Here is a 14,858-nt window from a genome sequence, read left to right on the forward strand (position 1 = left end):
GTTGCGGCCAGACGGGGAGGATGCGCGATGCGCCTGATTTCGCTCGACGTGTTGCGCGGGCTGACCGTGGCGGGGATGATCCTCGTCAACTCGGCGGCGGGCATGAAATATGGCGCCGAGGCCGATGTCGCGCCGATCCTGCTGCACGTCAGCTGGGACGGGCTGACGCTCGCCGACCTGGTTTTCCCTGGATTCCTGACGATGGTCGGGATCGCCATCCCTTTCTCGCTGCGCCCCGGGGGCGATCCGCAAACGGCGCGGATATTGACGCGCGCGGGCCGGCTGCTGCTGCTCGGCTTCCTCTTGAGCAACCTCTATTGGTTCCAGAGCTTTGCGTCGGGCGAGTGGCGGTTGTTCGGGGTGCTGCAACGAATCGGGCTGGTCTATGCGGCGTGCGCACTGCTGTTCCTGAGCTGCGGGCCGCGGGTGCGGATCGGGCTGATCGTGGCGATCCTCGCGCTTTACTGGCCGCTCGCGCTGCTGCCTTCGCTCGACGGGCTCGCGACCGATATCTGGGTGCGCGGGCATAATTTCATCGCGTCGGTCGACCGCGTGCTGCTCGGCACGCACCTCTATGTGCAGGGGCCCGAGGGTTATGATCCCGAGGGGATTTTGGGGACGCTGCCGGCGATCGCACAGGGGCTGATCGGGGTCGCGATCGGCGAGCTCTTGATCCGCCGTCAGGGCGCCGCGACGCGGCAGCTGGCGATGGCGGGCGCGGCGATGCTGGCGGTCGGCGGCGCGTGGAGCCTCGCCTTCCCGATCGTCAAGGACATCTGGTCGAGCAGCTTCGTACTGGTCACCAGCGGAGTCACGGTGCTGGCGCTGGCGGCGCTGCACCATCTGCTCGACCGCGAGGGGCGGAAATCGGGGATCGCCGCGACCGCGATGCTGGCGTTTGGGGCCAATGCCATTGCCGCTTACACGCTGCACCAGGTGACCGCGGGCATGGTGACGTGGGACCTGTTCCTGACCCCCTTTCGCGCGACGCGCGAGGCGCTCGGCGATCCGCTCGCGTCGCTGATTCCGGTGCTTTTCTACATGATCTTCATCTGGGCGGCGATGGAATGGCTGCGGCGGAAACGCTGGTTCATCAAAATCTGACCGCTGGGCGAAGATACCTCTTGATGAGACATGTATAACATATATAGTACCAATACAGGGGCAGACAAACCGCCCCGACCGATCGGGAGTCGAACGAGACGATGACGCGGCATAGCGCGATAGAGGTTCCCACGACGCTGATGGCGGCCGAAGCCGGTCAGGCCGCTGCCGCGGTCACGGCGATGCTGGCCGCCAATGCTGAGGCTTTCGCGACGATCGGCGCGCGGCTGCGCGCCTCCCCGCCCGCGGCGGTCGTCACCTGCGCACGCGGGTCGTCGGACCATGCCGCGACCTATGCCAAATATCTGGTCGAGACGATGACCGGCACGCCGACCGCCTCGGCGGCGCTGTCGGTCGCCTCGCTCTACGACGCGCCGACGCTGGCCGGCGACCGGCTGTGCCTCGCGATTTCGCAGTCGGGCAAGAGCCCCGATCTGCTCGCCGCGGTCGAGGCGCAGAAGAAGGCCGGCGCTTTCGTGGTCGCGCTGCTCAATGCCGAGGATGCGCCGCTCTGCGCGCTCGCCGACGTGGTAATCGCGTTGAAGGCCAGTCCCGAGAAATCGGTCGCGGCGACCAAAAGCTACATCTCTTCGCTCGCGGCGATCGCGGCGCTCGTCGCGGCCTGGGCCGAAGATGACGCGCTCGGCGAGGCGCTGAGCGCCCTACCCGGCCAGCTGGCCACGGCCTTTGCGCTCGACTGGTCTGCGGCGATCCCCGCCTTTGCCGACGCACAGAACCTGTTCGTGCTGGGGCGCGGCTATGGGTATGGGGTCGCGCAGGAAGCGGCGCTGAAATTCAAGGAAACCTCGTCGCTGCACGCCGAAAGCTTCAGCGCCGCCGAGGTGCGCCACGGGCCGATGGCGATCGTCGGCGATGCGTTTCACGTGCTGGCCTTCGGGGGCAGCGACCGCGCGGCAGAGAGCGTGCGCGAGGCCGCGGCGGAATTTCGCGGGCGCGGCGCGACGGTGCTGCTCGCCGATCCGGCAGGGGGCGACCTGCCCGCCCTTGCCGCGCATCCGGCGATCGAGCCGATCCTGCTGATCCAAAGCTTTTACCGCATGGCGAGCGGGCTGGCGCTCGCGCGCGGCCGCAACCCCGACTCGCCCCCGCACCTCAACAAGGTTACCGAGACGATATGATGTTTCGCTTTCACAACGGCCGGGTCGCACTGCCGGGCGGCGTCGTCGGCGCGGCGGACATCGCCGTGGCCGACGGCGCCATCGCTGCCGTCCGGACCGAGGAAACCGGTGGCGCCGATCGCGTGATCGATCTGGGGGGCGGCTGGCTGCTCCCGGGCTTCGTCGACACGCAGGTAAACGGCGGCGGCGGCATATTGTTCAACGACCATGTCGACGTCGAATCGATCGCCGCGATCGGCGAGGCGCATGCGCGTTTCGGCACCACCGCCTTCCTGCCGACCTTGATCAGCGACACCGCCGAGCAGATCGCATCGGCGCTGGCGGCGGTCGACGCGGCGATCGAGGCCGGCGTCCCCGGCGTCGTCGGCATCCATATCGAGGGGCCGTTCATCAACGAGGTGAAGCGCGGCATCCACGAGGCGCACCGCATCCGCAAGCTCGATGACGCGATGCTGACATTGCTGACCGCGCCGCGGCGCGGCAAGGTAATGCTGACGCTGGCGCCCGAGCTTTGCGATGCCGAGGATATCGCGACTTTGGTGCGGCACGGCGTGATCGTCAGCGCGGGGCATAGCGATGCGACCTATGACGAGGCGCAGCGTGCGATTGCCGCGGGCCTGAGCGGCTTCACCCATTTGTTCAACGCGATGTCGCCGCTGCACCACCGTAATCCCGGCGCGGTTGGCGCGGCGTTCGATTCGGATGCCTATTGCGGGCTGATCGTCGACAACGTCCACCTCCATCCTGCCATCGTGCGGCTCGCCGTGAAGGCCAAGGGGCTCACACGCGTCATGCTGGTCACCGACGCGATGCCGAGCGTCGGCACCGACGACGGCGAATTCACGCTGCAGGGCAAGCGCATCGCGGTGAAAGACGGCGTCTGTTTCTTCGAGGACGGCACGCTGGCGGGCACGCATCTCGACATGGCGTCGGCGCTACGCAAGACCGTCGAGGTCACCGGGCTGGCGGCCGAGGACGCCGCGATCATGGCGAGCGCGACGCCCGCCGCCTTCCTGGCGCTGTCGGACAGCCATGGCGCGATCGCGCCGGGGCGCCGCGCCGATTTCATATGGCTCGACAGCAAGCTCGCCCCGCGCGAGACATGGATCGGCGGCGTGCCCATCCGCGATACCGCACCGTCCTTCGTCCAGGCCGCTCAATAACATAAGGGATAAAGCCGATGAGCCTGATCATCACCTCGCCGCTCAGGGGTTGGGCGTCGGCGCTCGATCAGGTTCCCGATCCGGTGTTTGCGCAGCGGATGATGGGCGACGGGGTCGCGATCGAGCCGCTGGGCGACACCGTCGTCGCGCCGTGCGACGGCGAAGTGACGACGCTCCACGATTCGGGCCATGCCGTCGCCTTGCGCAGCCCCGAGGGCGCCGAACTGCTGATCCATATCGGGCTCGATACCGTGACGCTGAAGGGCAAGGGGTTCGAGCCGCTGGTCAAGGCGGGCGACCGCGTGGCGCGCGGCGATCCGCTGATCCGCTTCGACATGGACGCGGTCGCGCTCGCGGCACCGAGCCTGATCACCCCGGTGATCGTGACCAATGCCGAGGCCTTCACCATCGTGAAGCGCACGATCGATGCCGCGGTCGGCGCCTGCGAAGCGCTGATGACGCTCGCGCCGGTCGTGGCCGACGCGCGGCGGCGCTCGGACGACGGCACGCTGGTCGAGCAGGCGGTGACGCTGTCGCTGCCGCACGGCATCCATGCGCGCCCGGCGGCGCGGATCGGCGAGGCGGCGCGCGGGTTCGAAGCCGACGTGCATCTGTTGTTTGGCGAGAAGCGCGGCGATGCGCGCAGCACCGTCGCGCTTCTCGCGCTCGGGACGCGTTTCGGCGACGAAGTGACGGTGCAGGCGCGCGGGGACGATGCCGAGGCGGCGCTCGCGGCGATCGTGGCGCTGCTGGGCAGCGATATGGGCGAAGGCGCGCCTGTTGCCCCTGCCCCGGCCGCGGCGCCGGCGGCGGCGCTGGCCGAAGGACAGATCGGCGGGGTGATCGCGGCGCCGGGGCTGGCGATGGGCCCAGCGGCACGGCTGCAGCGCGCCGAGATCGCGGTCGCGCGCGAGGGTACAGGGGCGGTCGAGGAACGCGCGGCACTGATCGCGGCGCGCAACGAGGTGCGCGGCCGGATCGCTGCCCGCGCCGAAAGCGCGGGCGGGAGCGTCGCGGCGGTGATGGCGGCGCATCTGGCCTTGCTCGACGATCCCGAACTGCTGGCAGGCGCCGAAAGGCGTATCGCCGAGGGCGCGAGCGCGGGGTTCGCGTGGCGCGGCGCGGTGCACGACCAGATCGACGCGCTGCGCGCGACGGGCAATGCGCATCTGATCGAACGGATCGACGATCTGGTCGATATCGAGCGGCAGTTGCTGCTGGCACTGAGCGGCGTGCCTGCCGAGGCCGATGCGATCCGGGCGGGGTCTATTCTGGTCGCCGACGATCTGCTGCCGTCGCAGCTGGTGACGCTGGCGGCGAGCGGGCTGGCCGGGGTCGCGCTGGTGTGCGGCGGGCCGACCTCGCATGTCGCGATCCTGTGCGCGGGCATGGGATTGCCCGCGCTGGTCGCGATGGGCGAGGCACTGGATGGCGTGGCCGACGGCGCGACGCTGCTGCTCGATGCCGAGGCGGGACATGTGACGGTCGATCCCGATGCCGAGGCGGCGACGATTTTTGCGGCGCGGGTCGCGGCGCGCGATGCGCGGCGCGCGGCGGCGCAGGCGGCGGCGGCCGATGCGTGCCACAGCGCCGACGGGACGCGGATCGAGGTCTTCGCCAATATCGGCACCGTCGAGAACGCCGTGCTCGCCGCGGCGCAGGGCGCCGAGGGATCGGGGCTGGTGCGCAGCGAATTCCTGTTCCTGGGCCGCGACAGCGCGCCGTCGGAGGAGGAGCAGCTCGCGGCCTATCAGGGCATCGCCGACGCGCTGGCGGGCAAGCCGGTGATCGTCCGCCTGCTCGACATCGGCGGCGACAAGCCCGCGGCCTATATCCCTTTCGCAGCCGAGGAGAATCCGGCGCTGGGGCAACGCGGCATTCGCGTCGGGCTGGCGCATCCGGGCCTGCTCGAGACGCAGCTCCGCGCGATATTGCGCGTGCAGCCGGTGGGCCAGTGCAGGATCATGGTGCCGATGGTCGCGAGCGTCGCTGAACTCGTCGCGGTGCGCGCGACGGTCGAAAGGCTCCGTAGCGAGACCGGGATCGCCGAGGCGGTCGCGGTCGGCGCGATGGTCGAGACGCCCGCGGCGGCGATGACCGCCGACCTGCTCGCCGCCGAGGCCGATTTCCTGTCGATCGGGACCAACGATCTGACCCAATATGTGCTGGCGATGGACCGCGGCAATCCGGCGGTCGCCGCCGGGGTCGACGCGCTGCACCCTGCCGTCTTGCGGATGATCGGCGAGACGTGCCGGCTCGCGGCGACGCGCGGGACCTGGGTCGGCGTGTGCGGCGGGCTCGCGTCCGACCCCGCGGCGCTGCCGATCCTGGTCGGGCTGGGGGTGACCGAGATTTCGGCGGTGCCGGGCTTCGTCGCCGAGGCGAAGGCGATCGTCCGCGGCGTGACGATCGAGGCGGCGCGCGGCCATGCGGCGCGCGCGCTGGCCTGCACGTCGGCGGCGGAAGTCCGCGCGCTGGCGCGGCAATTTGGGGGAGTGGCGGCATGAGGAAGATACTCGAAACGCTGCAGCCGCTGGGCCGCGCGCTGATGCTGCCGATCGCGGTGCTGCCGATCGCGGGCCTGCTGCTCCGCATTGGCCAGCCCGATCTGCTCGACATCGCCTTCGTCTCGGCGGCGGGCGGCGCGATCTTCGAAAATCTGGGCATCTTGTTCGCGATCGGGGTCGCGGTGGGTTTTGCGCGCGACGGCAATGGCGCCGCGGCGCTCGCGGGGGTCGTGTGCTACCTCGTGACGACGACGGGCGCGCAGACCTTCCTCGCCGCGCCGCCCGATGTGGGCGCGGGACTACCCGAGGCGGCGGCGGCGCTGGCGGCGAAGAATTGGGCGCTGACGCAGATCGATAAGCTCGAGGTGCCGATCGGCATCTTGTCGGGGCTGATCGGGGGCAATTTCTACAACCGCTTCGCGACGATCGCGCTGCCCGAATATCTCGCCTTCTTCGGCGGGCGGCGCTTCGTGCCGATCGCCGCGGGGGTCGCCGGGCTGCTGCTCGCGGCGGCGATCGGCTATGGCTATGCGCATATTAGCGGGGCGATCGACGCGGCGAGCCGCACGGTGGTCGAGAGCGGCGGGACCGGGCTGTTCGTATACGGCGTGCTCAACCGGCTGCTGATCGTCACCGGGCTGCACCATATCATCAACAATGCCGCGTGGTTCGTGGTCGGCGATTTTGCGGGCGCGACGGGCGATCTCAGGCGCTTCTTCGCGGGCGATCCCGATGCCGGCGCCTTCATGTCGGGTTTTTTCCCGGTGATGATGTTCGGCCTGCCCGCGGCGTGCCTCGCCATGTATCACGAAGCGCGGCCCGAGCGGAAGAAGGCGGTGGGCGGCATGCTCTTCTCCCTCGCCTTCACCAGCTTCCTGACCGGGGTGACCGAGCCGATCGAGTTCAGCTTCATGTTCGTCGCGCCGCTGCTTTACGGCATCCACGCGCTGCTGACGGGGGCGTCGATGGCGCTGATGAACGCGCTCGACGTCAAGCTGGGTTTCGGTTTCTCGGCGGGGCTGTTCGATTATGTGCTGAACTTCAGCCTGGCGAAAAATCCGCTGATGCTGCTGCCGATCGGCGCCGCTTATGCGGGCATCTATTACGGGCTGTTCCGCTTCTTCATCCGCCGCTTCAACCTCGCGACCCCAGGGCGCGAGACGGGCGACGTCGCCGAGGCCGCGACAGCCTCGCCGGGGAGCGCGCGCGGCGAGGCCTTTGTCGCGGCGCTCGGGGGCCCAAGCAATCTGGCGAGCGTCGATGCGTGCACGACGCGGCTGCGGCTGATCGTCGCCGACCAGGGCAAGATCGACGAGGGCGCGCTGACCGCGCTCGGCGCGCGCGGGATCATCCGGCCGTCGGCGAACGCCGCGCAGGTGGTGCTGGGGCCGGTCGCCGACCTGGTCGCCGAGGAAATCCGCGGTGCGCTGGCGGGGGGCGGCAAGGCAGTCGCGGTCGTCGCGGCGCCGGTCGTGGCGACCGAGGCCGCACTGCCCGATGCCATCGTCGCGGCGCTCGGCGGGCAAGCCAATGTGCGGAGCGCGCAGGCGCTCGGCGGCCGAGCGCGGGCGGAAGTCGCCGATCCGGCGCTGGTCGACGAAGCCGCGCTCGCGGCGGTCAGCCGCGGCGTCGCACGGCCGGGCGCCGATGTGCTGCATATCCTGATTTAGTTCCCGCCTCGTCTTCCCAGAGGTCGCGGAAGCGGCGGCGCGGCTCGAAATGGACTAGAGCCGCGCCGCCGCGCTCATTCGGGAGTGGCGGCGGGCGCCGCGCCCCGGACCGCCTGGCGGTAGACGCGGACATGCTCGATCTCGAAGGTCGCTGGGAAGATCGCATCGTCGACTTCGCCGCCCATCGCGCCGCCGACCGCGAGGTTGAGCAGCAGATAATGCGGCTGGTCGAAGGGCCATTGTTCGGCGCCCGTGCCGGCGTTGGCGTAGCGGTGATAGGGCTTGCCGTCGACCGCGAAGCGGATCTCGCGCGGGGTCCAGAGCAATTGATAATCGTGGAACGCGGTGCAGGCGGTCTGGATCCGCGTCTTGCCGCCGTTGCCGAAGCTGCCCGCGGTCGAGCGGTTGTGGATCGTGCCGAAGATATCGCCGGGGGTCTGGCCGACATGCTCCATGATGTCGATCTCGCCGCCGTCGGGCCACGGCGCAGTGGCGCCGAGGGTCCAGATCGCGGGCCAGCTGCCCTTGCCGCACGGCAGCTTGGCGCGGACCTCGATCAGGCCGTAAGTGAATTCGGCCTTGCCCTTGGTGATGAGGCGCGCGGAGGTGTAGCCCTGCCCGCCGTGGTCGGCGCGGGCGGCGAGCGTTTCGCGGCGCGCGGTGATGATCAGGCGGCCGCCTTCCACCCGCGCGTTTTCGGGGCGGTCGGCGGCATAATATTGCAGCTCCTTATTGTACCAGCCCATCTTGTTGGCGTGGGTGTCCCAGACCCATTTGGCGGGGTCGGGCGGCCCGTCGGTGTCGAATTCGTCGGCCCAGACGAGCTCGTAGCCGCCGGCGCCTGTCCGCTCCTTAGCCGGCTCCTGCGCCGAGGCCGGCGCGGTCGCGAGCGCGGCGATGAGGCCGATGTTGGCGAAAGTGCCACGCAGCATAAGCTTTCCCCTCGACAATTGGTATTAGATTGATATCCTACTTGTAAGCATAAGATCATGCGATTGCCAAGGGGAGAATGGCGATGTCGATGCTGCGTGAAGCCCTGTTTTCCACGATGATCGCGCTCGCGGCGGTACCCGCGGCGGCGCAGGAGGCCGCCGAAGCGCCGCCGATGCTCAACACGCCGACCGCGGGGTGGAATGTCTATGGCCCCGGCCAGACGCACAAGGCGCGCAAGGACGGCGCGGTGCAAGGCGGCAGCGCGATGCGCGTCGCGATCGCCGCGGAGCCCGAAAACGCGTGGGACATCGGCGCGTCGGTGCCGATCGACAAAGCGATCGCCAAAGGCGACAAGTTGATCCTCGCTTTCTGGGTGCGCAGCGCCGAGGGCGGGACGCTGGGCGCCGCGATCCAGCAGAATAGCGCGCCCTATGCCCCGATCGTCGCCGGACGGGTCGACGTCGGACCCGAATGGAAGCTGGTGCATATCAAGGGCATCGCGGCCGCCGAGCACGCCGCGGGTGCGGCGAATGTCGCGCTGACGTTGGGCGATGCGGCGCGGATGATCGACCTGGGCCGGCCTTCGTGATGAAGGCCGAATAGGCCCTTCGCGCGCCGCCGGAGAATTGCTTAGTGCACCAACTACCATTTCAATACCAAAATGGGTCAGAACAGCGCCGAAGCGACAGGAAAATGCGTCAGGACGCCGCATGAGCGCCCTCAATACGTAGTCAATCGATGGAATTGGTATTTTTAGTATGATACCAATAAAAACCATGGATAGACCAAAAGAGGGAGAATGACTGTGGCCATGTCCAACAAATTTCTGGCGACCGCGAGCGTGCTCGCGAGCATCGCCTGCACCGCCCCCGCCTTTGCGCAGGAGGCCGCGCCGACCGAGGGCGAGGAGATCGTCGTCACCGGCTATCGCGGCTCGCTGAGCCAGTCGATCGACGCCAAGCGCGACCTGTCGGTGATCGCCGATGTGGTCAGCGCCGAGGATATCGGCAAATTCCCCGACAAGAATGTCGCCGAAGCGCTGCAGCGCGTCCCCGGCATCGTCGTCAACCGCGAGTTCGGCGAGGGCGAGCGCGTGTCGCTGCGCGGCACCGCGCCGAACCTGACCAAGACCCTGCTCAACGGCCATAGCGTCGCGACCGCCGACTGGTTCATCCTCGACCAGGTCGCCTCGACGCGCAGCTTCAACTACCTCACGCTGCCCGCCGAGATCGTCGGCCGATTGGAGGTCTACAAGAGCCCGCAGGCCGATGTCGAGGAAGGCGGCGTCGGCGGCACGATCAACGTCCTGACGCGCAACCCGCTCGACCTCGATCCCTTCACCGTGTCGGTATCGGCGCAGGCGGCCTATTCGGATCTGTCGGACAAGCTGGATCCGCAGCTGTCGGGCCTGGTGAGCTGGAAGAACGCCGACGAGACCTTCGGCGTGCTGGTCGGCGCGATCTATCAGAAGCGGCGCACGCGCCGCGACGGGATCGAGCTGTTCGGCTATCGCTCCTTTGCCGTCGGCAACGGGCAGAATGCGCTGGTCCCGACCTTGATCGGCTCGACGATGTTCGAGCAGGAGCGCGAGCGCTACGGCGCCAATATCGGCATCCAGTTCCGTCCGTCGGACGAGCTGGAGATCAACATCACCGGGCTCTATTCGCGCTTCAACGCCGATAACTTCAACCAGAATTATATCGCCTGGGGCGAGCAGGCGCTGGCCGGTGGCGGCACGATCACCGGCGCGGTGGTCGAAGACGGGGTCGCGGTCGCGGGCAATATCGCCTCGCTGAACGGCGGCACCGCGGGCTTCGGCACCGTTTACGACGCGATCGACCGCAAGGCGGTGGCGAAGACCGTATCGGCCGATTTCGACCTGACGTATCGCCCGACCGACGGCCTGTCGGTGCATCTGAAGGCCGGCTGGACCAAGGCGAACGGCGATACGAGCAACGAGAATTTCATCGAATTCGCGGGGCCCGGCGCCTTCAGCTACGATCTGCGCAGCGGGACGCCCGAGGTGCAGTTCGCGCGCCCCGACCCGCTGAACCCGCTGGGCATCCGCCCCGATTTTGCGCGCATCCAGTCGGTGACCAACGACGACGAGGAGAAATATGTCTACCTCGACCTCGAGAAGGAGGTCGAATGGGGGCCGCTGACCGCGCTGAAATTCGGGGTCAAATATACCGACCATGACCGCGTCGCCGACCGCTTCGCGACCAACGGCGGGGTGTTCACCCCGGGCCTGCGCTGCAACGGCGTTCCCTGCACCTCGGCCGATTTCGCGACAGGCGGCGGCATGCCCGGCGACTTCCTCAACGGCATCGCCGCGCCGGGGTCGCTCACCGACTATTGGCGCGTCGATCCCGACAAGCTGCGCGCCATTTACGCCGCGCAGACCGCGCCGGGCACCGACCGCTTTCTGGTCCCGGGCAACAGCTACGCGATCAACGAAAAGGCCTATGGCGGCTATGGCCTCGCCAAGTTCGGCGGCGAGGGCTGGCGCGGCAATGTCGGCGTGCGCGTGATCCGCACCGACCAGCGCTCCGACGGCTTCATCATCGGCGGCGCCAACCCCGAGTTCACCAATCCGTTCGGCGGCTTCACCCCGTCGACCGCGAAGCGCTCGTATACCGACGTGCTGCCGAGCGCGAACCTGTCGGTCGACCTGTCGGACCAGGTCGTGCTGCGCTTCGGTGCGGGCAAGACGGTGACGCGGCCGGACTTCGTCGACATCACCCCGGGCGTCGATTTGAACGGCACGCTGCTGACCGGGCGCGGCGGCGATCCGAACCTCGATCCCTATCGCGCCAACCAGTACGACCTGTCGGTCGAATGGTATCCCGATCGCGAGACGATCGTCGCGCTGGCGCTGTTCTACAAGGATATCCAGTCGTATATCGTCAACACGACCTCGGTCGAGGTGCTGCCGGGCGTGTTCGTGCCGGGGTCGCAGCCCGCGGGCTGCGTCGCGGCGGGGGGCGGCAATCCCAATCTGTTCAACTGCCCCTATCAGATCAACCGGCGCAGCAACGGCGCGGGCGGGCGCAATCAGGGTTTCGAATTCCAGGCGTCGCGCCCGATCTGGGGCGGCTTCGGCGCGGTGGTGAACTATACCTACTCCGACGCCAAGGCGAACAACGGCGACCCGATCCCGGGCAATTCGAAGCATTCGCTCAACCTGACCGGCTATTACGAGACCGACCTGGTCAGCGCGCGGCTGTCGTACAACTACCGGTCGAAATTCTTCATCGACATCGACCGGGCGGCGCCGCTGAACCAGGCCGCGCTGTCGTCGCTCGACGCGTCGGTCAGCTTCAACCTGACCGACCAGATCGCGCTGACCGCCGACGCGGTGAACCTGACCAACGAGTCGATCGAGCAATATTCGGGCACCCCGGCGCGCCCCCGCGCGATCTATGACAATGGCCGCCAATTCTACTTCGGCGTGCGCGCGAAGTTCTGATCCACCCCCAAGCGTGGTCGCAGGAGGCCCGCCGCGGTCCGGGGAAACCGGGGTTGCGGCGGGTTTTCTTTTGGGGCGGTTTTGGGGCGGGATTTAGGCCATTCCCCCTCCCTTCTAGGGAGGGATTAGGGGTGGGTAGCGAGCGTAGCGAGCAAGAGGTAGAGCGCCCGCCTTTTCGGCGGCGAACCCACCCCCAGCCCCTCCCTTGCAGGGAAGGGAGGCAAATGACAGCTAACGCCCGTCAGCGGTCAACACATCCGCATCGGTAGCGAATGGCTGAAATGGAGTGGTGAGCGGACATTGCCGAGGCCCCTGACGTGCAGCCATGAGCAGACGGCCCCTTGGAAGGTATCACCGTCAGCCCATATTTGCGACGTCGTATCATTCGCTAACGCGCCATCCAACTAGCGGCTGCTCTCAATATTCAGGTCCCTCTTGATGGCGCGCCGAATTCGATCGCGTTGGGCGCTGGAGTAGTTGTAAGGCGGGACGGAGTAGGCGGCTTTCAGAAAGGCCAAGTCCCACCGAGTCAGCGACAGCGGCGTGTCATCGCCGATCTTACTGTTCATCACGCGGAGAATCGTTGGCGCGTTACTTCGGGACAGTCGATGAGGGTAGATAGTGGTGAAGGAACGCATCGCGGCATAGTCCGCGATCTGCATGGTGGTGAGACCGACCAGTCCCTTCTGTTCGATCAAGATCATTGAGCCCATCGCCACCGGACGGTATAGGGCGAGAACCCGCGGCGATACACCATCGAAGCTTATCGACGTGATGCCATTTGAGTCAGGCTCCAACGTGTTGCCGCGTCGATCCAGCTTCTGCCTGACATGCCATGCGGTGACGGGACCGTCCTCCTTGACGATCTCAACCGGCCGACCATCATAGTCTCGGAACAGGACCGGATGCTTCTTCTTCAGAAGCTCGAGCATCTCGTGTTTGTCAGGGACCACGACGATGCGAAGATTCGGGGGGCAGCCGTCTTCCCCTACTTCAATATTGGCCGCCGCCGCGACTGCGCGGATACGTGCGGCGATCCTCAAATTCTGCGCTGGGGAAAGACCGATGACGCCCGGACAGACCTTTTCGAAGCGTGTCATCGGGCTGTCCCACCCTTCGGTGGACAAGGCGCGGACGAACTCCTGGATCTGTTCGCGCTGTTTCTCTTGTTGCTCGCGATCGCCGATGACCAAGATCTCGCTTGGGCTTTTCAGTGGGGCCGGATCTTGTGCCGAGGCCGATGCCCCGGTTAGGGCGAAAGCGAGCAGACAAGGAAGCCTCACGTCTATTTTCCTCTCAACATGGTTGGAAAGAAATTCAGCGCAATCCTCCTCGCGGTCAAGCCGCAAACCGCTCGGATTGCCGATCGCGTCTTGAAATGCCCCGACCAAATGCTTCCGAACGAATGTCCGGTTTCGGTCGTTTCCTGCCGTTCGATCGTATCCGAGCGCCGATGAAGGGCAGGAGGCTTCCATCACGTGCGCGGGCGCATTAGTGATGGTCGTCGCCAAGGGAGGGACGCAGCATGAAATGGTCGCCGATCATCGCAGGTATCCTGACGCTCGCCACGCCCGGGTCGGCGATAGCGAAGGACCTCGACCTCGCGAGTGAATGCGTGCGGGTCCATCAGGTCTACCCTCGCCTGATGTTGGCATCGATGATGGAGGGCGACGTCAATTGCGGCGACCCCGACAGCGGCGAGTTCATCAGTTGCTATGCCGGCGAAACCCCGGCGGAGAAGGTAGCGCGGGAACGGCGCCTTGCGATCCGTCAGCATCAGGAGGCGGGTTACAAGGTCGCGAGCGAGGCGTGCGACGCATGGGAAGCCAGCAAGGCCGACGGCGATGCGGAAACGCTGCGCAAGGCGCTCGCCGACGCCCGGGCGACGGATAGCTGGCGGCCCGAACCGTAATCCGAGCCGCGGGCTCTCTCCGCCGTCCGACTTGCGGGCGGTTCCCATCCCGCAAGCAGCGAGATTCCCGGAACTTCGGCAAACACCGGGAACCCGGCCTTCAGGGTTTCAGATACTGGCTCGGCGGCACGCCGAAGGCGCGGCGAAACATCGCGGCGAAGCCGCTGGGGCTGTCGTAGCCGACCTCGTAGGTCACCTGGGTGATCGAGGCGCCCGCGGCGAGCATCGACAGCGCCTCCATCAGCCGCACCTGCTGGCGCCACACCGCGAGGCCCATGCCCGTTTCCTGCTTGAAGCTGCGCGTGAAGGTGCGGCGGCCCATCGCGGCGAACCCCGCCCAATCGTCGATGTCGCGCGGGTCCGATGGGTCGGCGAGGATCGCGTTGCAGACGCGCAGCAGCCGCGGATCGGCGGGCATCGACACCTGATAAGGGGCGTTGGGCATAAGCTCGATCTCGTCGAGGAGCAGCCCGATGATCCGTCCCTCGCGCCCCGCGACGTCGTAGAGCGGCGGGAAATCGCACGCCTCGAGGATCAGCGCCTTCAGGAGGTTCGAGACCTCGAACACGCGGCACTGCTTGCCGCGCTCGCCGGGCTCGCTGGGGAGGTAAAGGGTGCGCAGCGAGACGGGGCCGCGGCACGCGACCTCGTGCTTCATGCCCGCGGGCAGCCACACCGCGCGCTGCGGCGGGATGACGAAGCTGGTTTCGGGGGTGCGCACCGACATCACGCCCGACGAGGCATAGAGGATCTGGACATGCTCGTGGCTGTGCATCGGGTCGACGAAGCCCGCGGGATATTCGTCCTGGAGCGCGATCACGGGGCGATCGAAGGAAAGGACGTCGACACTGTGCTTCATGGCCCGAACTCCACAAATATTGCGCGATGCCATATTACAGGCCCAGAGCGTATCTGAACAGGCGTGATCGGGGCAATGGCCTGTGCGGCGTGGTGATTGGCC

General features: G+C 67.3%; 11 protein-coding genes. 8 read left to right on the forward strand and 3 right to left on the reverse strand.

The features are described from left to right. The first annotated feature begins 27 nt into the window (after positions 1 to 27). From BWQ93_RS08380 to nagE, 5 genes are all read left to right on the forward strand, one after another. A complete protein-coding gene (locus tag BWQ93_RS08380; protein WP_077030143.1) occupies positions 28 to 1,104 on the forward strand; it encodes an acyltransferase family protein in 1,077 nt (358 codons plus the stop codon). 101 nt (positions 1,105 to 1,205) lie between these two features. Then, positions 1,206 to 2,243, forward strand: a complete 1,038-nt coding sequence (locus BWQ93_RS08385) for an SIS domain-containing protein (RefSeq protein WP_077030144.1) — start codon at positions 1,206 to 1,208, stop codon at positions 2,241 to 2,243. Then, positions 2,240 to 3,406 carry an N-acetylglucosamine-6-phosphate deacetylase gene (gene nagA / locus BWQ93_RS08390; RefSeq protein WP_077030145.1) on the forward strand — a complete coding sequence of 389 codons (1,167 nt, stop codon included), beginning with the start codon at positions 2,240 to 2,242 and terminating at the stop codon, positions 3,404 to 3,406. Before BWQ93_RS08385 ends, nagA begins: the two co-directional genes overlap by 4 nt. A 17-nt stretch (positions 3,407 to 3,423) precedes the next feature. Then, complete coding sequence (gene ptsP / locus BWQ93_RS08395) at positions 3,424 to 5,913, forward strand: phosphoenolpyruvate--protein phosphotransferase (RefSeq protein ID WP_077030146.1); 2,490 nt, start codon at positions 3,424 to 3,426, stop codon at positions 5,911 to 5,913. Beyond that, positions 5,910 to 7,583 (forward strand): N-acetylglucosamine-specific PTS transporter subunit IIBC, encoded by a 1,674-nt coding sequence (gene nagE / locus BWQ93_RS08400; RefSeq protein ID WP_077030147.1) that lies wholly within the window; start codon positions 5,910 to 5,912, stop codon positions 7,581 to 7,583. The genes ptsP and nagE overlap by 4 nt, the downstream gene beginning before the upstream one ends. A 74-nt stretch (positions 7,584 to 7,657) precedes the next feature. Here nagE and BWQ93_RS08405 read toward each other — a convergent pair whose 3' ends face one another. Next, positions 7,658 to 8,515, reverse strand: coding sequence for a glycoside hydrolase family 16 protein (locus tag BWQ93_RS08405; protein ID WP_077030148.1), 858 nt, complete (start codon positions 8,513 to 8,515; stop codon positions 7,658 to 7,660). A gap of 83 nt (positions 8,516 to 8,598) precedes the next feature. Here BWQ93_RS08405 and BWQ93_RS08410 point away from each other — a divergent pair, with 83 nt between their 5' ends. After that, positions 8,599 to 9,105 carry a hypothetical protein gene (locus BWQ93_RS08410; RefSeq protein WP_198040502.1) on the forward strand — a complete coding sequence of 169 codons (507 nt, stop codon included), beginning with the start codon at positions 8,599 to 8,601 and terminating at the stop codon, positions 9,103 to 9,105. Positions 9,106 to 9,327: 222 nt separating this feature from the next. Next, positions 9,328 to 11,985 carry a TonB-dependent receptor gene (locus tag BWQ93_RS08415; protein WP_077030150.1) on the forward strand — a complete coding sequence of 886 codons (2,658 nt, stop codon included), beginning with the start codon at positions 9,328 to 9,330 and terminating at the stop codon, positions 11,983 to 11,985. A 404-nt stretch (positions 11,986 to 12,389) separates the two neighbouring features. Here the strand turns inward: BWQ93_RS08415 and BWQ93_RS08420 are convergent, their stop codons facing one another. Continuing rightward, positions 12,390 to 13,496, reverse strand: a complete 1,107-nt coding sequence (locus BWQ93_RS08420) for a hypothetical protein (RefSeq protein WP_156878183.1) — start codon at positions 13,494 to 13,496, stop codon at positions 12,390 to 12,392. A gap of 14 nt (positions 13,497 to 13,510) precedes the next feature. Here BWQ93_RS08420 and BWQ93_RS08425 point away from each other — a divergent pair, with 14 nt between their 5' ends. Next, on the forward strand, positions 13,511 to 13,897 hold the full coding sequence (locus BWQ93_RS08425) for a hypothetical protein (protein WP_077030152.1): 387 nt from the start codon (positions 13,511 to 13,513) through the stop codon (positions 13,895 to 13,897). Between the two features lie 100 nt (positions 13,898 to 13,997). Here the strand turns inward: BWQ93_RS08425 and BWQ93_RS08430 are convergent, their stop codons facing one another. Continuing rightward, positions 13,998 to 14,756, reverse strand: a complete 759-nt coding sequence (locus BWQ93_RS08430) for an AraC family transcriptional regulator (RefSeq protein WP_077030153.1) — start codon at positions 14,754 to 14,756, stop codon at positions 13,998 to 14,000. Positions 14,757 to 14,858 lie beyond the last annotated feature (102 nt).

This window comes from Sphingopyxis sp. QXT-31, assembly GCF_001984035.1.
Taxonomy (GTDB): Bacteria; Pseudomonadota; Alphaproteobacteria; order Sphingomonadales; family Sphingomonadaceae; genus Sphingopyxis.